Raw genomic sequence first — 24132 nt, 5'->3', positions numbered from 1 at the left:
GTACGGGTCACTTCTCCAACCTGTCCAGAAAGTCCATCAGCGCCGCGTTGACGACGTCGGCATGCTCCAGCATCACCACGTGACCGCTCTCCGGTACCAGCACGAACTGCGCGTCCGGCAGCCGGCGCACGATCTCCGCGGACTGCTCGGGCGGCGTGATCAGGTCCTTGTCGCCGACGATCACCAGGGTCGGGGTACCGGCGAGCGCCGCCAGCGCCGGATGCCGGGAATGCGTGTACAGGGTACGCAGGTACCGCGCCACCGTCTCGGCGCTGGTGTGGCTGTTCATCTCCTCCACGTAGGAGACCAGCGCGGGACTGGGCCGGCTGGTGCCGAACCCGTACCGGCGGGTCAGCAGCCAGGCGACGTTGGTGGTGGCCCGCCGCGCCCGGTCCAGCACGCCGCCGGAGAGCCGGGTGGCGTTGTCCAGAATGGGCAGCAGCGGGGTGCCCGCCCGGCTCAGCACGGCCGGCACACCCAGCCGGGTCTGCCGCAGCCGGCCGGCCGAGGTGGCCATCAGCACGGTGCCGACCACCCGGTTGCCGAACAGGTCCGGATACCGCTCGGCCAGCGCCATGATGGTCATGCCGCCCATCGAGTGCCCGACCAGCACCAGTGGACCGTTCGGCACCGTGCGCTCGACCACCTCGCGCAGGGCGTCGCCGAGCCGGGCCAGGTCGTACTCGCCGGACCGCAGCGAGCCGGACCGGCCGTGGCCGGGCTGGTCGTAGAAGACCATCCGGTGCCCGCCGCGCCGGGCCAGGGCGGTGCGCTGGAAGTGGAAGGTGCCCATGTCCAGGCAGAAACCGTGCACGAACACCAGCGTGGGGTGCCCGGCGGCCGCCGCGGCCGGCGCCTCCACGATCTCGACGTGCAGGTCCGTGCCGTCCGGCAGCCGCAGCGGGAACTCCTCCTCGCACGGCTGCGGGCCGAACACCTCGTCCGCGTACGGGTCGGTGACCCGCTTGGAGCGGCGGACCACCGCCCGTTCCGCCGCGATGCCGGCGGCCACCCCGGCGGCGGCCACCCCCACCGCGGCGCCGACGATGCTGGCCGCGCGTACCGCCGTGCGGGGCGCGGGAATCCCCGACCGGCGCCGGGCCGGCGCACCGCTCATGTCCGGATCCCGTCGTACACCCGGGGCACCCGGACGCTGCCGAACCGGGTGACGATCTCGTAGTTGATCGTGCCCACCACGGCCGCCCAGTCGTCGGCGGTCGGCCCGCCGTCCTCGCCGCTGCCGAAGAGCGTGGCCACGTCTCCGGCGGCGACCGGATCGTCGCCGCAGTCCAGCACGATCTGGTCCATGCACACCCGGCCGGCGATCGTGCGGTTGCGCCCGGCCAGCCGCACCGGGCCGACGCCCGAGGCGTGCCGCGGTACGCCGTCGGCGTAGCCCAGCGGCACCACGGCCAGGGTGGTCTCCCGCTGCGTGTGGTACGTGTGGCCGTACGACACCCCGGTGCCGGCCGGCACCCGCTTGACCAGCATCACCCGGGCCCGGGCGGTCATCGCGGGACGCAGCCCGAACGTGTCCCCGGCGATCGGGGACAGCCCGTACACCGCGACCCCGGGCCGGACGAGGTCGAAGTGGGTGTCCGGGCGGGTCAGCGTGGCCGCCGAGTTGGCCAGGTGCCGGTAGCGCGGCCGCAGGCCGGCCTGCCCGGCCACCGCCAGCGCGTCGTGGAACGCCGACACCTGCTGGTCGATGGTGGGGTGATCGGGCTGGTCGGCGTACACCAGGTGGCTCCACACGCCGACCACCTCGACGGACCCCTCGGCCTGGGCCTTGGCGGCGGCCTCGACCAGTTCCGGCCACTCGGTCACGGTGGCGCCGCCGCGGGACAGCCCGGTGTCGATCTTCAGGTGGATCCGGGCCGTCCGGCCCGCCTGCTCGGCGGCCTCGACCAGTTCACGAAGCTGGTCCAGGCTCGCGGCGCTGAGATCCACCTGCGCCTCGACGCCCTCGTGCAGCGGCAGGCCGGGGGCGAGCAGCCAGGCCAGCACCGGCACGGTGATGCCGCCCCGACGCAGCGCGAGCGCCTCGTCGAGGGTGCAGACGCCCAGCCAGGTGGCGCCGCCGTCGAGTGCCGCCCGGGCCGCCGGCAACAGGCCGTGGCCGTACCCGTCGGCCTTGACGACCGCCATCACCTCGGCGGTCGTCCCGGCCCGCAGCCGCGCCACGTTGCCGCGGATCGCGTCGAGGTCGATCCGCACCTCTGCCTGCCACATGGGTCCCAGCCTAGCGATCGTCGGCCCGCTGATCGGCCGGCACCACGTCGCGCAGTGCGGTCGCCACGTCCGGCGCGGTCACCGGGCCGCGCCGGGCCGCCGCCCGGCCGGCCAGCCCGTGCAGGTACGCCGCGGCCACCGCGGCGTGTTCCGGAGCCAGTCCGGCGGCCAGCAGCGAGCCGAGCAGCCCGGCCAGCACGTCCCCGGTGCCGCCGGTGGCCAGCGCCGGGGTGCCGGTCGGATTGGCGTACGCCCGGCCCGCCGGGGTGGCCACGATGGTCCGGTCCCCCTTGAGCAGCACCACCGCGTTCATCCAGGCCGCCAGTCGCTGCGCGGCGCCGACCCGGTCCGACCCGGGCGACTCGCCGGCGAGCCGGGCGAACTCCCGGTCGTGCGGGGTGACCACCACCGGCGCGTCCCGGTCCCGCAGCCGGTCCGCGGCCGAGCCGTCGACCAGCAGGGTGAGCCCGTCGGCGTCCAGCACCACCGGTACCGGGGCCGCCAGCACGGTACGCAGGGCGGTCGCGGCCGGTTCGCCGGAGCCCAGCCCCGAGCCGCACACCCAGGCCTGCACCCGGCCCGCGTCGGACACCCGCTCGGTGGCGATCACCGACGGGTGGTGGTGCAGCACCTCGGCCTTCGCCCCGCCCGCGTACCGCACCAGACCGGTCGGCCCGGCCAGCGCGCCGGCCACCGAGAGCACGGCCGCGCCGGGATAGGTGGCCGAACCGGTGGCCACCCCCACCACGCCGCGGGTGTACTTCTCGGACGCGGCGTCCAGTTCCGGCCACCAGCCGAGGATGTCGGCGCCGTCCGGGATCCGCACCGCCGGCTCGGTGCGCAGCCACGGGTCCAGTCCGATGTCCACCAGCTCGACCTGGCCGGCCCGGGCCGCGGCCGGCCCCACCACGAGGGCCGGTTTGAGGCAGCCGAAGGTCACCGTGACGTCCGCGGTCACCGCCGTCGGTGCGCCGTCGCCGGAGTGCGGCACGTCCCCGGTGTCCACCTCCACCCCGCTCGGGATGTCGACGGCCACCACCGGGGGGCGGGCGCCGGACCGGTCGGTCAACCCGGCCAGCCCGGCCACCAGCCGGGCGGCCGGCTCGCGCAGCCCGCCGCGGCCGCCGATCCCGACGATCCCGTCCAGCACGAGGTCCGCGCGCTCCGGCAGCGTCTCGACGGTACGGCCGCCGGCCGCGCGCAGGGCGGCGAGCGCGGCGCGGTGCGCCCGGTCCGGCCGCAGCAGCAGCGCGCTGACCGCCGCGCCCCGGCCGGCCAGCAGCGCACCGGCGAACATCGCGTCGCCACCGTTGTCCCCCGAGCCGACCAGGAGCAGCACCCTGGAGCCGTACACGCCGCCGGCCGCGCCCAGCAGCAGCCCGCAGCGGCGGGCGAGCCCGGCGGCGGCCCGGTGCATGAGGGTGTCCGGTGGGACGGTGGCGAGCAGCGCCTGTTCGGCCGAACGCACGTCGGCGACCCGCCAGGCGGCCCTCATCGTTCCGCCACCACCATGGCCGAGGCGATGCCGCCGTCGTGCGAGAGCGACAGGTGCCAGCGGTTGACGCCGCGCTCGACCGCCGCGGCCGCCACCGTGCCGGAGACGGTCAGCCAGGGCCGCCCGTCCGGGTCGGCCACCACCTCGCAGTCGTGCCAGTGCAGCCCGGCCGGCGCGCCCAGCGCCTTGGCCACCGCCTCCTTCGCGGCGAACCGCGCGGCCAGCGACTCGGCCGAGCGCGGGTTGCCGGATCCGGTCGTCCGCTCCGCCTCGGTGAACAGCCGGTCGGCCAGCAACGGTGTCCGGGCCAGGGCACGGGCGAAGCGATCGACGAGAACGACGTCAATACCGACTGCGACGATCACCATCTCACCCTAACGGCCCGGACCGGCTTTCCGGGCTTCGGATGAGCCGTTGCTGGACGGCTTCGCGAGGGCCGCCGGACCCGGGCCGGCCGGCCGGTGGCGGCGCAGGTTAGCCGCGCCGGGCCGGCCGGGCAAGACCTGTGGACAACGCCGGGCCGGCCCCGCCGCCCGCTGTCCACAGGCGGCCCCAGGTCGGTCTCCGGGCGCCTAGCGTCGAGGTCGCGTCCACGGACCACCGCTCGGGGGAGACCATGACCGACGACCTCATCTCGGTACGCCCGGCCGCGCTGCGCGCCGGCGCCGCCGACCTGCTCGACATCGGCGCGCGGCTGCGATCCGGGCCATCCGGCCCGGCCTCGGGGCCGTCATCCGGTCCGTCATCCGGCCCGGCGTCCGGCCCGGCAGCGGAACCGGCATCGGCGCCTGAGCCGGCATCGGACCCGGCGCCTGAGGCGGGCTGGGCCGCGGCGACCGCGCTGGCCGGGCTGGTTGCGGCGGTGTCGGACTGGCGGGCCGGCCTCGCGGGCCGGGTCGGGTCCACCGCGGACTCGCTGCGGGCGGCCGCCGCCGGCTACGAGGAGGTCGACCGGCGGGCCGCGGCGCGGCTGGCGGGCCACGGATGATCACGTACGAGCAGCTCTGGGGCGCCGATCCGGACGCCTGGCGGGACGCCGCCGCGGGATGGCGGTCCGGTCCGGAGGTCCTCGACCGCCGCTGCGCCGAGGTGGTCGGCGTCGCCGGCCGGCTGGCAGACGCCTGGACCGGTCCGGCGGGCCGGGCCGCGCTGGGCCGGCTGGAGGCGCTGCGCACCGCGGTCTCGGACGGCCGCGCCACGCTGCTGGAGGCCGACCAGGTGATCAGCGAGTTCGCGGGCCGGCTGGGCCGGGCCAAGGCGCTGCTGCGGGCCGCCGTGACGGCGGCGGAGGGCGCGGGGCTGACGGTGGACCGCCGCGGCACGGTGTCCCTCCGGCCGGCGGTTCCGGCCGGCGCGGCGGTCCCGCCGCAGGCACTGCCCGGGTCGGCAGCGACGGCGGTGACCGCGGCGGCCGAGGCGGTCCGGGCGCGGGCCGCCGGCCAGATCCGCGCGGCGCTCGCCCTGGCCGGCAGCGCGGACGCCGAGACCGCCGCCCGGCTCGGCGAACTGGCCCGGTCGGCCGGCGCGGGGATGGTCGATGCCGGCCTGGCCGCCGCACCGGTCGAGGTTCCCCCGCCCGGCGCCGCACCGGCGGCGGTACGGCGCTGGTGGGACCGGCTGCCGGAGAGCTGGCGGCGCTGGCTGCTGGCCCGGCGGCCGGAACTGCTCGGCCGGCTGGACGGGCTGCCTGTCGCGGTGCGCGACCGGGCCAACCGGCTGCTCCTGGCCGGCCAGCGGGCCGAGTTGCTGGCCCGGGAAACCCTGCTGCTGGCCGCGCCCCGGATGCCCTGGGTGGTGGTCGAGTTGCGCCGGCTGTCCCGGGCGGTCGCCGGCATCGACGCGCTGGCCGCGCGGTTGGCCGGCGGATCGGCCGGCGGATCGGCCGGCGGATCGGCCGGCGGATCGGATCCGCGCGGGTACCTGCTGGTGCTGGCGGCCGGGGGCGACGGCCGGGCCGTGGTGTCGGTGGGCGACCCGGATCACGCGGACGGCGTGCTGACGTACGTGCCGGGGATGACCGCCGACCTGGCCGGCGCGGCCGGGGATCTGGGCCGGGTCGACCGGGTGCTGGCCCGCTGCGCCGAACTCGACCCGGCCGCCGCCACCGCCGGGGTGTTGTGGCTGGACTACGACGCGCCGGACTTCCTCGACCAGGCGTCCCGGCGGGACGCGGCGACCGCCGCCGGGCCGCAGCTGCACCGGTTCCTGGACGGGTTGCGGGCCAGCCACGACGGGCCGCCGGCCCGGCAGACCCTGCTGGGCCACAGCTACGGCTCGCTGGTGGTCGGCACCACCGCCCGGTTGCCCGGCGCCGCCGCCGACGCGCTGGTGCTGGTGGGTTCACCCGGGGTCGGCGTCGAGCACGCCGCCGACCTGGGACTGCCGGCCGGGCGGGTCTGGGCGACCACCGCCGGCAACGACATCATCCAGTACGCCGCGCGGCGCCCGACCGGGCTGCTGGCCGACCTGGTCAGCCAGCCCGGCCCGCCGGGTCCGCACCTGGCGTACGCGGCTGCGCTGCCCGGCCGCGAGCTGTGGTTCGGGCGCAACCCGGCGGATCCGGGCTTCGGCGCCGGCGTCTTCGCCGGCGCACCGGCCGGGCACGGCGGCTACTGGGACGCCGGCAATCCCGCGCTGGACGGGATGGCCCGGATCACGCTCGGCCGGCACCCGTGACGGCCGAGCGGTCCCGGCCGTCCTCACTCCACGGTCACGGACTTCGCCAGGTTGCGCGGCTGGTCGACGTCGTGCCCGCGGGCCGCGGCGATCTCGGCGGCCAGCACCTGCAACGGCACGGTGGTGAGCAGCGGCGCCAGCAGGGTCGGCGTGCGCGGCACCGCGATCACGTGATCGGCGTACGGGACGACCGCCTCGTCGCCCTCCTCGGCGATCACGATGGTCCGGGCGCCCCGGGCGCGGACCTCCTGGATGTTCGACACCACCTTGTCGTGCAGCATGCCCCGCCCGGCCGGCGAGGGCACCACGCAGACCACCGGGGTGCCCTGGTCGATGAGGGAGATCGGGCCGTGCTTGAGCTCGCCGGCGGCGAAGCCCTCGGCGTGCATGTAGGCCAGTTCCTTGAGCTTCAGCGCGCCCTCCAGCGCGACCGGGTAGCCGACGTGCCGGCCGATGAACAGCACCGTGGGGGCGTCCTTGAGGTCCCGGCCGAGTTCCCGCACCGGTTCGATCCGCTCCAGCAGCTCGCGCAGCTTCGCGGGGACCAGGTTGAGCTGCTCGACCACCGCGCCGACCTCGTCGGCGTACTTGATCCCGCGCACCTGGGCCAGGTGCAGGCCGATGAGGTAGCACGCGATGAGCTGGGTCAGGAACGCCTTGGTGGAGGCGACCGCGATCTCGGGTCCGCCGTGCGTGTAGAGCACCGCGTCGGACTCCCGCGGGATGGTCGAGCCGTTGGTGTTGCAGATGGCCAGCACCCGGGCCTTCTGCTGCTTGGCGTGCCGCAGCGCCATCAGGGTGTCCATCGTCTCGCCGGACTGCGAGATGACCACCACCAGCGTCGAGCGGTCCAGCACCGGGTCGCGGTAGCGGAACTCGCTGGCCAGTTCGACCTCGCAGGGGATCCGGGTCCAGTGCTCGATGGCGTACTTCGCCACCATGCCGGCGTGGTAGGACGTGCCGCAGGCGATGATGAAGACCTTGTCCACGTCCCGCAGGTCCTGGTCGCTCAGCCGGACCTCGTCGAGCATGATCTCGCCGCTCTCGGTGAGCCGGCCGAGCAGGGTTTCGGTGATCGCCGCCGGCTGCTCGGCGATCTCCTTGAGCATGAACCAGTCGTAGCCGCCCTTCTCGGCGGCCGAGGCGTCCCAGTCGACGTGGAAGTCCTTGCCGGTCGCGGGCTGGCCGTCGAAGTCGGTGATCTCGATCGTCTCGGGCGTGATCAGCACGATCTGGTCCTGGCCCAGCTCGATCGCTTCCCGGGTGTGCTCGATGAACGCCGCCACGTCGCTGGCCAGGTAGTTCTCCCCGTCGCCCCGGCCGACCACCAGCGGCGAGTTGCGGCGGGCTCCGACCACCGCGCCCGGCACCGCGGAGTCGACGGCGAGCAGGGTGAACGCGCCCTCCAGCCGGCGGCTCACCTCGCGCATGGCCTCGGCCAGCAGCTGCGGGCCGTCCGGCGCCCCACCGGCGCGCAGCCGGGTCAGCGCCGCGGAGAGCAGGTGCGCCGCGCACTCGGTGTCGGTGTCGCTGGTGAAGACGACGCCGTCCGCCTCCAGCTCGGCCCGCAGCCGGCCGAAGTTCTCGATGATGCCGTTGTGGATCACCGCGACCCGCCCGTCCGGATCGGCGTGCGGGTGCGCGTTGCGGTCCGTGGGGCCGCCGTGGGTCGCCCACCGGGTGTGGCCGATGGCCGTGGTGCCGGTGTCGATCCCGCCGGCCCGGGCGCAGGCGCCGCCGTCCGCGCTCACCCGCTCATCGAGCACCTTCTCCAGGTTGGCGAGCTTGCCGGCCCGCTTCTCGGTGAGCAGTTCGTCGGCGCAGATGACCGCCACGCCGGCCGAGTCGTAGCCGCGGTATTCGAGACGGCGCAACCCGTCCAGCACGATCCTCAGCGCCGGCCGGTCACCGGCGTACCCCACGATTCCACACATGGCCCGCAGCCTAACCCAGTTTCGCGCAGTACACCTGCTCGAAACCGGCCCGAATAAACAGCCCGTCTGATCGAATAACACCTCGCCGCAGCAGGTTATCCACTTTCTTCCCGATAATTCGGCGGCACCGCCCGCCACTCGCCCGGAGTCCGGCGGTCTCCTAGGCTTGCCGATGTGACGACCACCGGCCCGGACCCCCTCGTTGCCCGGATGCGCCCGTTCGGCACCACGATCTTCGCCGAGATGTCGGCGCTCGCGGCCCGGACCGGAGCGGTGAACCTCGGTCAGGGCTTCCCGGACACCGACGGGCCGCCGGAGATGCTCGCCGCCGCGACGGCGGCGATCCGGGACGGCGCCAACCAGTACCCGCCGGGACCCGGCGTCCCGGCGCTGCGCCGGGCGATCGCCGCGCACCAGCGCCGCTTCTGGGGGTTGGACTACGACCCGGACGGCGAGGTGCTGGTCACCACCGGCGCGACGGAGGCCATCGCCGCCGCCATCCTCGCGCTCTGCGAACCGGGTGACGAGGTCGTGTGTTTCGAGCCGTACTACGACTCGTACGCGGCCTCGATCGCCCTGGCCGGCGCGGTCCGCCGGCCGGTGACGCTGCTGCCCACCGACGACGGCCGGTACGGCTTCGACCCGGCGGCGCTGCGCGACGCGTTCGGCCCGCGGACCCGACTCGTGCTGCTCAACTCGCCGCACAACCCGACCGGCAAGGTCTTCACGGCCGCGGAACTCCAGCAGATCGCGGAGCTGTGCCAGGAGTACGACGTCACCGCGCTGACCGACGAGGTCTACGAGCACCTGGTCTTTCCCGACGCCGCGTCCCCGCACATCCCGCTGGCCACCCTGCCCGGGATGTGGGAGCGGACGCTGCGGGTCTCCTCGGCCGGCAAGACGTTCTCCTGCACCGGTTGGAAAATCGGCTGGGTGAGCGGCCCGGCCGCGCTGGTCGGCGCCGCGCTGCGGGTGAAGCAGTTCCTCACCTTCGCCGGCGGCGCCCCGCTGCAACCCGCCGTGGCGGTCGCGTTGGGGCTGCCGGACGGTTACTTCGCCGACTTCCTCGCCGGGCAGCTCGACCGGCGGGACCGGCTGGTCGACGGGCTGCGCGAGGCCGGCTTCGACGTACTGCGGCCGGACGGCACCTACTTCGTCACGGCCGGCATCGGGCCGCTCGGCGGCCGGGACGGCATCGAGTTCTGCCGGGAGTTGCCCGCCCGCTGCGGCGTGGTGGCGGTGCCGACCCAGGTCTTCTACGACAACCCGGAGGCCGGCCGGCAGATCATCCGGTTCGCCTTCTGCAAGCGGCCGGAGGTGCTGGCCGAGGCCGCCGCGAGACTGCGCGGCCTGAGCGTCAACTTTGGTTGACACCCGGAGTCCTGTCAACTAAAGTTGACGCATGGAGAACGCGTCCGAGGTCGCCGCGGCGGCCAGCAGCACCGATCCGGCGACCGGGCTGCGCGCCGTCGTTGCCCTGCACCGGCTCGCCGACGCCCTGGAATCACTCCAGGTGGACAACGCCCGGCGGCACGGCTGGTCGTGGCAGGAGATCGCGGACGCGCTCGGGGTCAGCAAACAGGCTGTGCACAAGAAGCACTCCGGGAGGTCGTGATGTTCGAACGGTTCACCCAGTCGGCCCGGACGATCGTCGTCGAGGCGCAGGCCACGGCCCGGCGTCTCCAGCATCGGCGGATCGACACCGAGCACCTGCTGCTCGCGCTGCTCCAGCACGGTGACGGTGCCGCGGCGCTGCTCCGCGAGGCCGGAATCACCGCGCCGGACGTGCAGGCGGCCATCGTGCGGCACCACCGCGACGCGCCTGGCACCCTCGGCGCCCAGGACGCCGCCGCGCTGCGCACCATCGGCATCGACCTGGCCGCGATCCGCGACCGGCTTGAGCAGACCTTCGGCGCCGACGCCCTGACGCCGCCCGCCGACGAGCCCCGCCGGTGGTTCGGGCTACGCCGCGGCCGTACGGCGTCCGGCGAGCGCGCCGCCGGGCACCTGCCGTTCGCGCCCCGGGCCAAGAGGGTCCTGGAACTGTCCCTGCGCGAGGCGGTACGCCTCAGGAACCGGCAGATCGCCGCCGAGCATCTCCTGCTCGGGCTGATCCGGGAGAACGGCGGGCTCGGCGCCCGGATTCTCGCCGACAGCGGCGCGGACCTGACCGCCCTCCGCGAGCGCATCGAGGCAACCCTGCGCGCCCCGGCCGCCTGAGCCCCCACCCGGCCCGCCACCCAGCCCGGCAAACGGACCGGCAAACGGACCGGACGGGCGGGGAGCAGCCAAGATCAACTCGTCTTCCGCGAAGTCGGGGTATCCCGGTGGTCAGAACCCCCGACTTCCCGGAAGACGAGTTGATCACCACTCGGGCCGAACCCCACGGGCGCAGGCCAACCCCGACGGGGTGGGGCCGGAGGCAAACCCCACGGGCGCAGGCCAACCCCGACGGGGTGGGGCCGGAGGCAAACCCCACGGGCGCAGGCCAACCCCGACGGGTGGGGCGGGAGCCCGCCCACGAAGGGATCAAGCCTGACCGCCCGGAGTGGGTGGGCTCCCGCCCCACCCCCGCACCCGGCACCCCGCACCCCCGAGCACCAGAGCACCAGAGCACCAGAGCACCAGAGCACCAGAGCACCAGAGCACCAGAGCACCAGAGCACCAGAGCACCCGAGCACCAGAGCGATCAACCCGCCGGGCTCGCCAACCGCACCTCGGCGGCGATCCGCTCGGCGGCGTTCTCCGCAACCTGCTGGGTGGCCGCCTCCACCATCACCCGGACCAGCAACTCGGTGCCGGACGGCCGGAGCAGGACGCGGCCCGTCTCCCCCAGTTCCGCCTCCACCTGGCTCACGGCGGCAAGCACGTTGGATGCGCCGGCGCCGACGGTACGGTCCGCGACCGGCACGTTGATCAGGACCTGGGGCAGCTTGGTCATCACCGAGGCCAGCTCGGCCAGGGAGCGGCCGGTGGCGGCCATCCGGGCCATCAGGTGCAGGCCGGTGAGCACGCCGTCGCCGGTCGTCGCGTAAGCGGGCAGCACGATGTGCCCGCTCTGCTCGCCGCCGAGCGCGTAGCCCGAGGCACGCAGTTCGTCGAGGACGTACCGGTCGCCCACCCGGGTCTCGACCAACCGGATGCCCTCCGCGGACATCGCCAGCCGCAGGCCGAGGTTGCTCATCACGGTGGCGACCAGGGTGTCCGCGGTGAGGGTGCCGGCCTCCCGCATGGCCAGGGCGAGGATCGCCATGATCTGATCGCCGTCCACCTGCTGCCCGTCGGCGGTCACCGCCATGCACCGGTCGGCGTCTCCGTCGTGGGCGATGCCGAGGTGGGCGCCGTGTTCGAGTACGGCGGCCTGGAGCCCGTCGAGGTGGTTCGAGCCACAGTCGTCGTTGATGTTGAGACCGTCGGGTTCGGCGTTGAGCGCGATCACCTCGGCGCCGGCCTCCTGGTACGCCACCGGCGCCACCTCGGCGGCCGCGCCGTTTGCGCAGTCGACCACCACCTTGAGGCCGGTCAGCGAGTGCCCGATCGAGCCGACGAGGTGCTGGATGTAGTGTTCGGCGCCGTCGAGCAGGTCGTGCACCCGACCGATCCCGGCACCCGTGGGGCGTACCCGGGCCGGGGCGCCGTCGGCCTCGATGGTCGCCTCGATCTGAAGCTCGATGTCGTCGGGGAGCTTCTGGCCACCGGCCGCGAAGATCTTGATGCCGTTGTCCGGCATCGGGTTGTGCGAGGCGGACAGCATCACCCCGAAGTCGGCCTTAGCCTCGCCCACCAGGAACGCCACGGCCGGCGTCGGCAGCACCCCGACCCGGACCACGTTCGCGCCCGCGCTGGCCAGCCCGGCCACCACGGCGGCCTCCAGCATCTCGCCGCTGGCCCGGGTGTCCCGGCCCACCACGGCCAGCGGCGGGTGACTCCGATCCGTCTCGGCGAGTGTGTGTGCCGTCGCCACCGCGACGGCCATGGCCAGTTCGGGGGTGAGGTCGGCGTTCGCCCGTCCCCGTACGCCGTCAGTGCCGAACAACCGCCCCATGCGCGCAACCTCCGCCGTGACCGTGAGGGAGAAAGCGAAACGGCCGGGACCGCCACCGTGGGGAGGGGGTCCCAGCCGTTTCGTCGTACGAAAGAGTCGAGTGCTGACCTGCGATCAGCGCTTCGAGTACTGCGGGGCCTTGCGGGCCTTCTTGAGGCCGTACTTCTTGCTTTCCTTGGCCCGGGCGTCCCGGGTGAGGAAGCCGGCCTTCTTCAGCGCGGGCCGGTCGTCCGGCTCGTTCGCGATCAGGGCCCGGGCGATGCCCAGCCGCAGCGCGCCGGCCTGGCCGGTGATGCCGCCGCCGCGGAGGTTGGCGATCACGTCGAAGGCCTCGGCCTTCTCCGCGGTCACCAGCGGCTCGCGGATCAACTGCTGGTGCACCTTGCTCGGGAAGTACGCCTCAAGGTCCCGGCCGTTGCAGGTGATCTTGCCACTGCCCGGGACGATGCGGACCCGGACGATGGCCTCCTTGCGGCGGCCGACGGTCTGGATCGGGCGGTCACCACGCGGGCGGGCGACCGGGGCGGCCGTCACGGCGGGCGCCGGGGCGTCGGCCCCGGGGTCGGCGACTGCGGTCGCGCTGATATCGCTCATGCTGGTTCCTTCGTCCGCGCTCACTGCGCGATCTGCTTGATCTCGAACGGCACCGGCTGCTGCGCGGCATGCGGGTGCTCGGCGCCCGCGTAGACCTTCAGCTTCTTGATCAGCTGACGGCCGAGCTTGTTGTGCGGGAGCATGCCCTTGACGGCCAGCTCGATCGCGCGGTCGGGTCGCTTGCTCAGCAGCTCCTCGTACCCGACCTGCTTGAGGCCTCCCGGGTAGCCGGAGTGTCGATAGGCGATCTTCTGCTGCCGCTTGTTGCCGGTCAGGGCCACCTTGCCGGCGTTCACGATGACGACGAAGTCACCGGTGTCCACGTGCGGCGCGAAGGTCGGCTTGTGCTTGCCGCGCAGCAGCGTGGCAACATGGGTGGCCAGGCGGCCCAGCACGACATCGGAAGCGTCGATCACGTGCCACTGACGCTCGATCTCACCCGGCTTCGGGCTGTACGTACGCACAGGTCTACCTTGTCTCGTCGTCGGTCTGGAGGTCGCGCGCCAGAACTCACCAGGCACGCCGAGGCGACCAAGCGTACCGGAAGGGCACGCTCTGGCTTTTGCACACCAGCAGGCAACGATACCCGCGGGTGCACCGCCGGGTCAAAACGGGGTGGGCGGGGCGTGGGTCACAGATTCTGCAACGTACGGAGCGCCCGGGAAACCCGGGCCATTGTGTCACTGTCCGCGACGTCCACGCACTCGCCGAACCACTTCTTCATCGGTGCGGAGATCCGGTCCGGCATGATCACATATTCGCCCATCGCGACCGCGAGCGGCGAATCGCGCAGCAACTCCTCGGCGACCACCTCGGCCACGATCACGATCGGCACGTCGGTGCCGTTGTACACGTCCGAACTGATCACCAGGCCGAGTCGTTCGCGGGCGCCGTCGATGCGCCAGATCTCGCCCCTACGCAGCACGCCGATGCCCACGCCCACCCGGCTCGTCGCCACCCGTCCGGCCGAACAGCGCCGCGTCGACCATCTCCACCTCACGCTCGTCGGCGATGGCGGCCGATTCCAGGTCCAGCCCGGCCCGGCCGACCGCGGCGGCGTGCGCGGCGAAGACCTCCCGCAGCGCCTTCTCCCGGGCGGCCAGGTCGATCCAGGCGGAGAGGGACATCCCCTCCTGCCGCGCGTAGTGCCGGGCCTCTTCGATCGTCTCGTCGGAGAAGGAGAGCGTCACCTTGGCGGTCATGCCGCTCAGCGTACCCCCGGTATGACCGGCGGTCATCCGGATGACCACCCCATCGTGTTGATCAAGGCTTCCGCGCCCGGGTAAGCGCTTTCCACCGCCACAGACGCCCTGATCAACACACCGGGGGCGCAGCGCGCCGGAGCGGACGGACACGCTAGCTGTGGCTGTTCTCCCGGGGGCGCGGCGAGAGGGCGGCACCGACCCGCTCCACCAGGAGCGCCATCTCGTAGCCGACCTGGCCGACGTCGCAACTGCGGGCCGCGAGGACCGCCATGGACGAGCCGTCGCTGATCGACATCAGGAACAGGTATCCGCTGTCCATCTCGATAACGGTCTGGAGAACCCCGCCGGCGCTGAACATCCGGGCCGCACCGTCGGTCAGGCTGACCACTCCCGAGGTGATCGCCGCGAGCTGGTCGGCCCGGTCCGAGGGAAGGTCCCGGGACTGCGCGAGCAGCAGGCCGTCCGCCGACACCGCCACCACGTGCGCGATGCCCGCCACGCTGTCGGCGAAGTTGCTCAGCAGCCAACCCATGTCCTGCATCGCAGGTGGCCTGTTCATGTCGCTCGTCTCCTTCGATGAGGGGTGCGGTCGCCGCCGGAGGGGACGGGTGGCGAGCCACCGAGGCAGGTCACACCGGGTAGCGACCGTACCGGTGTACCGGGTTCGACGCTACGCCTGATCGTGGCCTGTGACGGCGCCTGATCATGCCACAGTGGCCGGTCGCCGTACCAAGGCCGCGACTCGGCGTACCGGCGCGGATGCACGCTGCCATCCCGCGCCGGACCCCCGGGCCGGACGGCTGACCCCACCGTATCGAGCGGCCGGTTGCGGCGCCGTACCGATGTCCCGGCCGGCTTGCACGGAGGGTGGCGGTCCCCCTCGGGGAGCCGTAACCTGCCGGACGTGACTGGCTTTCGCACCCCGGCAGCCGGCCGGGGCGGGCCGCCGTTGGTGGCCCTGGGCCTCGGCCTGCTGGCCGGGTCGGGCCAACTGGGCCTCGCGTACGGCTTCGGCCTGCTGCGGCTCGCCCGCGGGTTCGACGGCGCCATCCACCCCTACTGGCCGGCCCAGCTCGCCTGGGTGACCTGGTTCGCGGCTGTGGCCGCCGTCACGGGCGCGCTCGGTGCGCGGTGGCTGCACCGGCGGCGTACCGGCGAGGGCCTCGGCCCGGTGGCCCAGATCGGCACCGCGGTGTGCGCCGGCGTCGGCGCGGCCGTCGTGGCGCCGCTGTGCATGCTCCCCGCGCGCCTGGCCGAGGTGCCCGGCATCGACGCCGTCCGGGCCGCCGGGCTCGCCGCCGGGCTGGGCGCCGCGGCCGGTACGCTCGTCGCCCTCGCCGCGTTGCGCTGGTGGACGATCGCGGTGGACTTCGCCGCCGTCACCGCCGCGCTCTGGCTGCTGGCGCTGATCTCCGTGGCGCCCTCGCTCGGCCCCGGGGACCCGTTCCCCGCGATCCGGCTCGGTGCCCTGGACCCGGCCTGGCTCGATGCGGGGACGGCACGGCGGTTGGCGCTCCTGCTGCCGCCGCTGGTCGCGCTGCTCGCCGGTGCCGGCACCGCTCTGCTCGCCCGCCGTCGCAGCCAGCCGGCCCCGCTGGTGGCCACCGCCGGCCTCGCCGGCCCGGCCCTGCCCGCGGTCGCCTACCTGGTCGCCGGCAGCGGCGACCCCTACCGGACGGTCGCCTGGTGGGGTGCCCTGCTCGGGGTCCTGGCCGGCGCGATCGGCGCGGCGCCGTTCGCCGTACGGTCCTGGCCGGCGCTGCCGCGGCCGATCCGCCGCACGGCACCGGACGAGGCCGGCGCGGCGGCGATCGAGCCGACCGACATCCTGCGGCCCATCCCGGGCGACCGGGTGGCCGCCGCCCGCTCCCGCCGGGCCGGCTGGCACGTACCCCGGCACGCCGGGCCGGAGGAGACGCCGGCGCTCGCCGAACCCGACGCCGGCACCGAAGCCGGGGCCGGCCCGATCGACCGCACGGCTCCGGCGGGATCGGCCGCCGCGGGACCGGCCCGCACCGCCGGCGCGGACACCGGGGGTACGGACACCTCCGCGCCGAAGTCGAAGGCCACCACCAGTTGGGACGCGGTGGGCGGGCACCCGCTTCGGACCGAGGACTTCTGGCCGACGGGCGCGCCGTTCACCGAGGACCGGACGTCGTCCGGCTCGCCTACCGCGGACGGTTGGGACGCCTTCGCCGCGACCGCACCCGGCTCCACGCCCGGCACAGAACCGACGGCCAGGACGGAGCCACCACCGAAGGCCCCGAAGGCCGCGAAGGCGCCGAAGGCGGAACCGACCACCGAGGCGGAGACCACTCCGACGCCGGCCGCCGGCAAGGCGGCACGGCAGCCGGAGGCCGGCAAGGCGGCGCGGCAACCGGCAACCGCGCGCAAGGGCACGCCGCAGCCGGCCGCCGAATCGACCACCGCGGCCACCGCCACCGCCACCGCGACAGCGGCGGCAGCAGCGGCCAAGGCGTCGTCGCCGGCCGGCCCGGCGGCGCCCGGACGGTCGACCCCGGACGCTCCGACCGGGGGTACGGACACCCCCGCAGCACCGGCGGCCGAGCGGCCCGGGACCGGACCTGCGGACGGAGCGCGGACCGCGGCCGGATCCACGGACGATGCACGGCCCGGGACGGCACGGTCCGGGGCCGGATCCGCAGCCGCTGAGCAGCCCGCGGCCGACCAGCAGACGGAGGACCCCGCACGCGGCACCGGCCGGCTCCGGATGAAGCCGGCCTGGTGGCGGCCCCGCAGGACACGCGACGAGACCGCCGGCGACGCCGTCCCCGACGCCCCGGCGGAGCCGACCGACGCCAAGCAGACCGACGCCAAGCAGACCGACGCCAACAGGTCCACGGAGCCGACCGGCACCGGCACCCGCCCGGAGGCGACCGGCACCAGCGGGTCCGCGGACCCCGCCGGAACCGCCCGCCCGGCGGAGCCGGCGAAGGCCGCCGAGGCGGCCGGATCCCGGAACACCCGGGCGACGGGGGGCGCGTCCCATCCCGTCCCGGCCGCGACGGGTGCCCCCACCGGGACCGAGAACGCCGGCCAGACCGGGACCAGCCGGCCTGAAAAGGTCAACCCGACCAGAAACGCCGGCCAGACCGAGAAAGCCAGCCAGACCGAGAAAGCCAGCCGGACCGAGAAAGCCAGCCGGACCGGGACCACCGGCCGGACCGGGACCGCCGACGCGGCAGAGACCACCGCCGTACCGGCAGAGACCACCGCCGTACCGGCCGAGGCCGGCGACGAGACCGCGATGTCCGGACAGGCCGCGGACGACCGTACCGATCAGAAGCCGGAACCGGCCGACGCGCCGCGGCGCGGGTTGTTCCGCCGCAAGCGGGCGGCGGAGGCCGACCCGGACGGCGACGCATCGGCACCCGCGGCAACCGCGGCAACCGGCGGCGACCAGGCCGAGCCCGCCGCGGCGGACGAGGACGACGACGAGCCCGCACCCGCGCCCGAGCGGGCTCGCGGCCGGGGCCGCGGCAAGGCCCGCGCCCGGGACGAGGACTACGTGGACTGGGTGGCCGGGCTGGCCCGGGACAAGGCCGAACCGCCACCGCGGGATCCCGGCCCCCGCCGGTCGCTGCGGTCCCCCGGCCAGCCGGACGGCGAATAGCCGCGGTACCCGCGGGCAGCGGGACGGCGAACCCGCGGGCAGCGCCGGAATCCGCAGACGACGGCGAACCCGCGGGCGGCAACGCGACATCGGCGATGGAGGGGTGTTCGAGCGCCCAGCCAGCCCCTCCACCGCCGATGTCGTGCCGATCATCGTGCCGGTCCCGACGGCTCGTCCGGACCCGTCACCGGTGACCCGTCCCGGTCACGCCTGCGGCAGGTAGACCCGGCTCCCGGCCGCCACGAACTCCTCGGACTTCTCCTGCATGCCCCGGTCGGCGTACGCCCGAAGGTCCTGGGTGATCTTCATGGAGCAGAACTTCGGGCCGCACATCGAGCAGAAGTGCGCGGTCTTGGCCGGCGCCGCCGGAAGCGTCGCGTCGTGGTACGCCCGAGCCGTCTCGGGATCCAGCGACAGGTTGAACTGGTCCTCCCAGCGGAACTCGAAACGTGCCTTGGACAGCGCGTCGTCCCAGGCCTGCGCGCCCGGATGGCCCTTCGCCAGGTCGGCGGCGTGCGCGGCGATCTTGTACGCGATCACCCCGGCCTTCACGTCGTCCCGGTCCGGCAGCCCCAGGTGCTCCTTCGGGGTGACGTAGCAGAGCATGGCCGTCCCGTACATCCCGATCATCGCGGCGCCGATGGCCGAGGTGATGTGGTCGTACGCGGGCGCGATGTCGGTGGTGAGCGGCCCCAGGGTGTAGAACGGCGCCTCGTGGCACACCTCCTGCTGGAGGTCCACGTTCTCCTTGATCTTGTGCATGGGCACGTGCCCCGGACCCTCGATCATGACCTGCGCCCCGCGCTCCCAGGCCACCTTCGTCAGCTCGCCGAGGGTACGCAGCTCGGCGAACTGCGCCTCGTCGTTGGCGTCGGCGATCGAGCCGGGGCGCAGGCCGTCGCCGAGGGAGAAGGTGACGTCGTACCGGGCCAGGATCTCGGACAGCTCGGCGAAGTTGGTGTAGAGGAAGTTCTCCTCGTGGTGCGCCAGGCACCAGGCCGCCATGATCGAGCCACCCCGGGAGACGATCCCGGTCACCCGGTTCACCGCCAGCGGGACGTACCGCAGCAGCACCCCGGCATGCACCGTCATGTAGTCGACGCCCTGCTCGGCCTGCTCGATCACGGTGTCCCGGAACACCTCCCAGGACAGCTGCACCGGATCGCCGCCCACCTTCTCCAGCGCCTCGTAGATCGGCACCGTCCCGATCGGCACCGGCGAGTTGCGCACGATGGCCTCGCGGGTCTCGGCGATCCGCTTGCCGGTGGACAGGTCCATCACGGTGTCCGCACCCCACCGGGTCGCCCAGGTGAGCTTCTCCACCTCCTCGGCGATCGACGACGACACGGCCGAGGTGCCGATGTTCGCGTTGACCTTCACCAGGAACCGCCGGCCGATCACCATCGGCTCGGACTCCGGATGGTTGACGTTGGCCGGCAACACGGCCCGGCCGGCGGCGATCTCGTCCCGCACGACCTCGGCCGGCACCCCCTCGCGGATCGCGGCGAACCGCATCTCCGGGGTCACCACGCCGGCCCGGGCATATTCGAGCTGGGTGGGCCGGTCACCCCCCAACGGGCTGCCGGCGCCGCGCACCGGCGCCACGTCGCCGCGTTCGGCGATCCACGGACCGCGCAACGGCGGCAGCCCGACCTCCGGATCGGATCCCGGCCCGGAGGTGTCGTACAGCCGGACCGGTGGTTCGTCGCCGCCGAGCGCCACCTCGGCGAACGGCACCCGCACATCGGGCTGCGGACCCTGCACGTAGATCTTCCGGCGAGCCTCCATGGTGCTGCCTCCTCCTCGTCACCGGGACCATCCGAAGTGGTCCAGCGGGCCATGACCGCCGCCCAGCTCCCACGACCGGGCACCACCGATCGCGCGGGCGACGTACTGCTTTGCGAAGCCCACCGCCGCCGGTACGTCGTCCCCGGCCGCGAGCCGGGTGGCGAGGGCGGCGGAGAACGAGCACCCCGTGCCGTGGGTGTTGCGGGTGGCGACCCGCGGACCGCGCAGCAGCGTGGCCCGGCCGGCGTGCCACAACGCGTCGACGGCCGGCTCGGCACCGCCGGCACGGCCACCGCCGGCACGGTCGCCGCCGGCCGGACGGTCGCTCGCCGGGTCGGCACCGGCCGGGTCGCCGCCGGTGACCACCACCGCGGCCGGGCCGCCGGCCGCCAGCTCGCGGGCCGCGGCCAGCATCTGCTCGGGCGTCCGCACCGGAGCGCCCACCAACGCCTCGGCCTCCGCGCGGTTCGGCGTCACCACAAAGGCGTACGGCAGCAGCCGCCGCACCGTCTCGACGGCACCGAGCCGGGCGCCCGTGGTGGCGACCAGCACCGGGTCGACCACCAGGTTCGGCAGGCGTCCGGCCCGGGCGCGGGTCGCCAGCACCTCGGCGATCTCCTCGTCGCCGAGCATGCCGGTCTTCACCGCCCGGACCCGGAAGTCGGACAGCACCGCCTCCAACTGGTCGGCCACCACCCCGGCCGGTACGGCGTGCACCGCGGTCACCTCGCGGGTGTTCTGCGCGGTCACCGCCGTGACCACCGAGGTGCCGTACGCGCCCAGCGCGGCGAAGGTCTTCAGATCGGCCTGGATTCCGGCGCCGGCGCCCGAGTCGGAGCCGGCGACGGTGAGGACGGTGGTCGGCGTCATCCGTCCTCCTCCGCGGCGAGCAGGGTGGCGACGGTGGTGGCCGGGTCGGTGGAGCGCATGACCGCACCCAGCACCGCCACGCCGGCCGCTCCGGCGGCGACGCAGGCGCGTACCTGGTCGGGGGTTTCGACGCCACCCAGCGCGACGACGGGCACCCGGCTGTGCCGGATCAGCTCGGCGAGGCCGGCGGTTTCCAGCGGCGGGCCGTAGCCGGGCTTGGTCCGGGTCGGGAAGACCGGCGACAGCGTCGCGTAGTCCTCCGTGGAGAGGCGGGACAGCTCGGCCGCGTCGTGGCAGGAGCGGCCCACCAGGGCCAACCGGGGCGGCGGGTACGGGCCGGCCGCCGCGAGGTGCACGGCGTCGCCGTCCAGCGGGTCGGGTCCGGACACCAGCAGGGTGCCGTCCACGGCCGCGAGGATCCGGCGCAGCCGCTGCGCCAGCGCGTACCGCTGCGCCCGGGGCAGGTCCCGCTCGCGCAGTACGACGTGCCGGGCGCCACCGGTCACGGCGGCCTGGACCACCTCGGGCAGCGGTCGCCGGGCCAGCCGGCGGTCGGTGAGCACCAGCAGGCCGGACGGGACCGGGCCGCGGCCGGTGGCGGCCGGCGCGCCGACGGCAGCGCCCCGGGGTGATCCGGTCACAGCTCGGGCCGCCCGTCGTCCGGGGTGGAGGCGAGCGCGTGGTACCGGCGCGGGATCCGGCCGGCGCCGGCGGCCAACCGGCCGGCGGTGACCGCGTGCCGCATCGCCGTCGCCATCCGTTCCGGCTCGGCGGACCGGGTGACCGCGCTGGCCAGCAGCACCCCGTCGCAGCCCAGTTCCATGGCCAGCGCCGCGTCGGAGGCGGTGCCGATGCCGGCGTCCAGGATCACCGGCAGGTCCACGCTCTGCCGGATCAGCCGGATGTGGTGGGGGTTGCCGATGCCGAGGCCGGAGCCGATCGGCGCGCCGGCCGGCATCACTGCCGCGCAGCCGAGGTCGGCCAGCCGCCGGGCCAGCACCGGGTCGTCGTTGGTGTACGGCAGCACGGTGAAACCGTCCGCGACCAACCGCTCGGCGGCGGCCAGCAGTTCGGCGCCGTCGGGCAGCAGCGTCCGCTCGTCGCCGATCACCTCCAGCTTCACCCACGAGGTGTCGAACGCCTCCCGGGCCAGGTGGGCGACCTTCACGGCCTCGACGGCGGTACGGCAGCCGGCCGTGTTCGGCAGCAGCCGTACGTCGCAGGAGGCCAGCAGGTCCAGCAGGCCGCCGCCGAGGGCGGCGGCCGTGTCGATCCGGCGCAGGGCGACCGTGACCAGCTCGGTGCCGGACGCCCGGATGGCCCGTTCCAGCAGGTCGAGGCTGCTGGCGCCGCCGGTGCCGAGGATGAGCCGGGAGCCGAACCGCTGCCCGGCGATGACCAGATCGTCCATCGTGACCGAATCGTCCATCGTGACCGAATCGTCCATCCTGGCCGAATCGTCCATCCTGGTCAGCCCCCCTGCGCCGCGGTCAGCACCTCGACCTGGTCACCCGGTCGCAGGGTGGTGTCGGGCCAGCCGGGCCGGGGCACCACCGCGCCGTTCACGGCGACCGCGATTCCCCGGGACATTTCGGTGATCGAGGAGACGAGATCGGCCAGCGTGGTCGCGGGCGGCAGGGTCCGGGACGCACCGTTGACGGTCACCTCCATGAGTTCGCTCCCTCCGCAGCGGGTCGGGCCGGCTCGGGCCGGTGGGTCGGGACGCTGAACCGGTCGGGCCGGAACGCCGCCAGCGCGTCCGGCGGCCCCTGGCCGGTCAGCGCGTCGGCGATCAGGTCGGCGGTCACCGGGGTGAGCACGATCCCGTGCCGGTAGTGGCCGCCGGCCACCAGAACGTGCCCGTGCCCGCCGGCCACCGGAACGTGCCCGTGCCCGCCGGCCACCGGAACGTGCCCGTGGCCGCCGGCCACCGCGACGCCGTGCCGGCCGCCGGCCGGGGTGGGCAGTGGGCCGAGCACCGGCAGGTTGTCCGGGGTGCCCGGGCGCAGCTCGGCGCGGGCCTCGACCAGTTCGTACTCGGCGAGTTCCGGGACCAGTTCGGTGGCCGCCCGGAGCAGGTCGAGGACCGCGCCAGCGGTCACCGTCCGGTCGACCCGTTCCTCGACGGTGGCGCCCACCACCACCTCGCCGTCGGTCCGGGGCACCAGATAGACCGACCGGCCGTCGGCGTGCCCGCGCAGCACGTGCCGGATCGCCGGACCGGCACCACCGGGTGCCCGCAGCCGGAGCACCTGCCCCTTCACCGGCCGGATCGGCAGGCCGGTGAGCGCCGCCGTACCGGTGCCGGCGGCGACCACCACGGGCCCGGCGGGCAGGTCGGCCAGCCGGGCCACCGGGCGGCGGACGAGGGTGACCCCCGCGCCGAGAGCCGCGTCCAGCAGCGCCGGCACCAGCCGGCGCGGGTCGACCTGATGGTCACCCGGCGCGTACGCCCCGGCGCGGACCCGCGGGTTGAGCGCCGGTTCGCGCTCGCGGAGCTGGCCGGGCAGCAGCGGCTCCAGCGGCAGTCCAAGGTCCCGCTGGTACGTCCACAGCCGCCGGGCCTCGGCGGCGTCGTCGGCGGTCAGCGCCACGATCAGGGTGCCCTCGGTGCGGTGGCCGAGGTCCCGACCGGTGGCTACGGCCAGTTCGGCGGCGAACGCCGGCCACCGGGCCGCGGAGTCCAGCAGCAGCGGCGTCAGCTCCCGCTCGCCGAAGGCCGCCTCGCTCACCGGGGACAACATCCCGGCGGCCACCGCCGAGGCACCGGAGCCGGGCTCCGGGTCGTACACCGTGACGGTCCTGCCGCGGAGCGCGCTCCGCCAGGCGATCGCCAGCCCGATCGGCCCGCCGCCCACGACGGAGAGCATGCCCCCTCGTCGCCGCCGCCGGCCTGCTCCGCCGGGGCCGCGCTCATCGCGGCAGCCCGCGCAGCAGTTCGCTGGTGGCCCGCCCCGGATCGGCCGCACCGCTGAGCGCACCCACCACGGCGACGCCGTACGCCCCGGCCGCCACCAGTTCGGGCACCCGGGCCGCGGTCACCCCGCCGATCGCGATCAGCGGTACGTCCAGCGCCGCGGCCACCGCCCGCACCCCAGGCGGGCCGATCGGGTCCGGCAGGCCGTCCTTGGTCGAGGTCGGATAGCACGGCCCGACGCCGAGGTACGTGGCACCCGCCTCGACGGCCGCGCGGGCGGACCCGGGCTCCCGGGCCGTGGCGCCGAGCACGGCGGCCGGGCCGAGCACCCGGCGGGCGGCCGCCACCGGCAGATCCAGGGCGCCGACGTGTCCGCCCGCGGCCCCGGCCGCGAGCGCGACGTGCAGCCGGTCGTTCACCAGGCAACACGCGCCGACCGCCGCGCACTCGTCGACCAGCCGGAGCGCCAGGTCGTACGCGTCCCGGTCGCTGGTCTCGTCCTCGACCCGGACCTGGACGGCCACCCGCGGCCCGGCCACGGCGAGCGCGGCCCGCGCCACGGCGACCGGGTCACGGCCCGGTCGGGTGTCGGTGATCAGATGCAGTCGTGCCAGGGCTGGCATGCACCACTCCTCCCTGCGCCGGCATTACCCGGATCAGGTTCGACGGTCGGGGGCTGCAGCCCCCCTCTCAGCCCGGTGCACCGGGCTCCCGTGGGGTCCTTCCTGGCCGACCGTACGGC

The 24132-nt window shown here is 74.8% G+C and carries 24 protein-coding genes and 1 riboswitch; of the genes, 6 read left to right on the top strand and 18 right to left on the bottom strand.

Annotation, left to right across the window (positions count from 1 at the left end):
* Positions 1 to 7: 7 nt before the first annotated feature.
* Genes CIK06_RS04445 through CIK06_RS04430 form a run of 4 tightly spaced genes read right to left on the bottom strand, consistent with a single transcriptional unit; the run spans position 8 to position 4092 of the window.
* Positions 8 to 1117 (bottom strand): alpha/beta fold hydrolase, encoded by a 1110-nt coding sequence (locus CIK06_RS04445; RefSeq protein ID WP_095563745.1) that lies wholly within the window; start codon positions 1115 to 1117, stop codon positions 8 to 10.
* Positions 1114 to 2232: an alanine racemase gene (gene alr / locus CIK06_RS04440; protein WP_095563744.1), complete on the bottom strand. Its 1119-nt coding sequence runs from the start codon at positions 2230 to 2232 to the stop codon at positions 1114 to 1116. Before alr ends, CIK06_RS04445 begins: the two co-directional genes overlap by 4 nt.
* 10 nt (positions 2233 to 2242) lie before the next feature.
* Positions 2243 to 3727 carry an NAD(P)H-hydrate dehydratase gene (locus CIK06_RS04435; protein ID WP_095563743.1) on the bottom strand — a complete coding sequence of 495 codons (1485 nt, stop codon included), beginning with the start codon at positions 3725 to 3727 and terminating at the stop codon, positions 2243 to 2245.
* Entirely contained in the window at positions 3724 to 4092 is a 369-nt protein-coding gene (locus tag CIK06_RS04430; protein WP_095567560.1) for a holo-ACP synthase, read from the bottom strand. The genes CIK06_RS04435 and CIK06_RS04430 overlap by 4 nt, the downstream gene beginning before the upstream one ends.
* Before the next feature lie 251 nt (positions 4093 to 4343).
* Here CIK06_RS04430 and CIK06_RS04425 point away from each other — a divergent pair, with 251 nt between their 5' ends.
* Entirely contained in the window at positions 4344 to 4715 is a 372-nt protein-coding gene (locus CIK06_RS04425) for a hypothetical protein (RefSeq protein ID WP_095563742.1), read from the top strand.
* Positions 4712 to 6403 (top strand): alpha/beta hydrolase, encoded by a 1692-nt coding sequence (locus tag CIK06_RS04420; protein ID WP_095563741.1) that lies wholly within the window; start codon positions 4712 to 4714, stop codon positions 6401 to 6403. The genes CIK06_RS04425 and CIK06_RS04420 overlap by 4 nt, the downstream gene beginning before the upstream one ends.
* Positions 6404 to 6426: 23 nt before the next feature.
* Here CIK06_RS04420 and glmS read toward each other — a convergent pair whose 3' ends face one another.
* Positions 6427 to 8337 carry a glutamine--fructose-6-phosphate transaminase (isomerizing) gene (glmS, locus tag CIK06_RS04415; RefSeq protein ID WP_095563740.1) on the bottom strand — a complete coding sequence of 637 codons (1911 nt, stop codon included), beginning with the start codon at positions 8335 to 8337 and terminating at the stop codon, positions 6427 to 6429.
* A gap of 174 nt (positions 8338 to 8511) precedes the next feature.
* On the opposite strand from glmS, the gene CIK06_RS04410 reads away from it, so the two are divergent.
* Genes CIK06_RS04410 through CIK06_RS04400 form a run of 3 tightly spaced genes read left to right on the top strand, consistent with a single transcriptional unit; the run spans position 8512 to position 10557 of the window.
* Positions 8512 to 9708: a pyridoxal phosphate-dependent aminotransferase gene (locus tag CIK06_RS04410; protein ID WP_095563739.1), complete on the top strand. Its 1197-nt coding sequence runs from the start codon at positions 8512 to 8514 to the stop codon at positions 9706 to 9708.
* Between the two features lie 31 nt (positions 9709 to 9739).
* A complete protein-coding gene (locus tag CIK06_RS04405) occupies positions 9740 to 9952 on the top strand; it encodes an RNA polymerase subunit sigma-70 (RefSeq protein WP_095563738.1) in 213 nt (70 codons plus the stop codon).
* Positions 9952 to 10557, top strand: coding sequence for a Clp protease N-terminal domain-containing protein (locus tag CIK06_RS04400; RefSeq protein ID WP_095563737.1), 606 nt, complete (start codon positions 9952 to 9954; stop codon positions 10555 to 10557). Before CIK06_RS04405 ends, CIK06_RS04400 begins: the two co-directional genes overlap by 1 nt.
* A 469-nt stretch (positions 10558 to 11026) precedes the next feature.
* Here CIK06_RS04400 and glmM read toward each other — a convergent pair whose 3' ends face one another.
* From glmM to CIK06_RS04370, 6 genes are all read right to left on the bottom strand, one after another.
* On the bottom strand, positions 11027 to 12382 hold the full coding sequence (gene glmM, locus CIK06_RS04395; protein WP_095563736.1) for a phosphoglucosamine mutase: 1356 nt from the start codon (positions 12380 to 12382) through the stop codon (positions 11027 to 11029).
* Between the two features lie 114 nt (positions 12383 to 12496).
* Positions 12497 to 12976: a 30S ribosomal protein S9 gene (gene rpsI / locus CIK06_RS04390; RefSeq protein ID WP_095567559.1), complete on the bottom strand. Its 480-nt coding sequence runs from the start codon at positions 12974 to 12976 to the stop codon at positions 12497 to 12499.
* Between the two features lie 20 nt (positions 12977 to 12996).
* Positions 12997 to 13440, bottom strand: coding sequence for a 50S ribosomal protein L13 (rplM, locus tag CIK06_RS04385; RefSeq protein WP_095563735.1), 444 nt, complete (start codon positions 13438 to 13440; stop codon positions 12997 to 12999).
* A gap of 167 nt (positions 13441 to 13607) precedes the next feature.
* On the bottom strand, positions 13608 to 13913 hold the full coding sequence (locus tag CIK06_RS04380; RefSeq protein ID WP_198348271.1) for a type II toxin-antitoxin system PemK/MazF family toxin: 306 nt from the start codon (positions 13911 to 13913) through the stop codon (positions 13608 to 13610).
* On the bottom strand, positions 13891 to 14178 hold the full coding sequence (locus CIK06_RS04375) for a DUF6364 family protein (protein ID WP_095567557.1): 288 nt from the start codon (positions 14176 to 14178) through the stop codon (positions 13891 to 13893). The genes CIK06_RS04380 and CIK06_RS04375 overlap by 23 nt, the downstream gene beginning before the upstream one ends.
* A 154-nt stretch (positions 14179 to 14332) precedes the next feature.
* Positions 14333 to 14740: a roadblock/LC7 domain-containing protein gene (locus CIK06_RS04370; protein ID WP_095563734.1), complete on the bottom strand. Its 408-nt coding sequence runs from the start codon at positions 14738 to 14740 to the stop codon at positions 14333 to 14335.
* A gap of 345 nt (positions 14741 to 15085) precedes the next feature.
* Here CIK06_RS04370 and CIK06_RS04365 point away from each other — a divergent pair, with 345 nt between their 5' ends.
* On the top strand, positions 15086 to 17815 hold the full coding sequence (locus CIK06_RS04365; RefSeq protein ID WP_157756599.1) for a hypothetical protein: 2730 nt from the start codon (positions 15086 to 15088) through the stop codon (positions 17813 to 17815).
* A gap of 204 nt (positions 17816 to 18019) precedes the next feature.
* On the opposite strand, the gene thiC is transcribed toward CIK06_RS04365, so the two are convergent.
* The 7 genes from thiC to CIK06_RS04330 form a co-directional block, all read right to left on the bottom strand.
* Complete coding sequence (thiC, locus tag CIK06_RS04360; RefSeq protein WP_095563732.1) at positions 18020 to 19603, bottom strand: phosphomethylpyrimidine synthase ThiC; 1584 nt, start codon at positions 19601 to 19603, stop codon at positions 18020 to 18022.
* Between the two features lie 18 nt (positions 19604 to 19621).
* Positions 19622 to 20473, bottom strand: a complete 852-nt coding sequence (gene thiD / locus CIK06_RS04355) for a bifunctional hydroxymethylpyrimidine kinase/phosphomethylpyrimidine kinase (RefSeq protein ID WP_095563731.1) — start codon at positions 20471 to 20473, stop codon at positions 19622 to 19624.
* Entirely contained in the window at positions 20470 to 21042 is a 573-nt protein-coding gene (locus CIK06_RS04350; protein ID WP_232534240.1) for a thiamine phosphate synthase, read from the bottom strand. The genes thiD and CIK06_RS04350 overlap by 4 nt, the downstream gene beginning before the upstream one ends.
* A 68-nt stretch (positions 21043 to 21110) precedes the next feature.
* Positions 21111 to 21884, bottom strand: coding sequence for a thiazole synthase (locus CIK06_RS04345; protein WP_095567556.1), 774 nt, complete (start codon positions 21882 to 21884; stop codon positions 21111 to 21113).
* 59 nt (positions 21885 to 21943) lie between these two features.
* On the bottom strand, positions 21944 to 22144 hold the full coding sequence (thiS, locus tag CIK06_RS04340) for a sulfur carrier protein ThiS (RefSeq protein WP_095563729.1): 201 nt from the start codon (positions 22142 to 22144) through the stop codon (positions 21944 to 21946).
* On the bottom strand, positions 22135 to 23343 hold the full coding sequence (gene thiO, locus CIK06_RS04335; RefSeq protein WP_095563728.1) for a glycine oxidase ThiO: 1209 nt from the start codon (positions 23341 to 23343) through the stop codon (positions 22135 to 22137). Before thiO ends, thiS begins: the two co-directional genes overlap by 10 nt.
* A gap of 43 nt (positions 23344 to 23386) precedes the next feature.
* On the bottom strand, positions 23387 to 24013 hold the full coding sequence (locus CIK06_RS04330) for a thiamine phosphate synthase (RefSeq protein WP_095563727.1): 627 nt from the start codon (positions 24011 to 24013) through the stop codon (positions 23387 to 23389).
* A riboswitch (TPP riboswitch) is annotated at positions 24007 to 24115 on the bottom strand. (Overlaps the previous gene by 7 nt.)
* Positions 24116 to 24132 lie beyond the last annotated feature (17 nt).

Origin of the sequence: Plantactinospora sp. KBS50 (assembly GCF_002285795.1) — a bacterium.
Classification (GTDB): domain Bacteria; phylum Actinomycetota; class Actinomycetes; order Mycobacteriales; family Micromonosporaceae; genus KBS50.
Note: the sequence above shows the minus strand (reverse complement) of the source record. Positions and strands in the feature narration are given on the sequence as shown.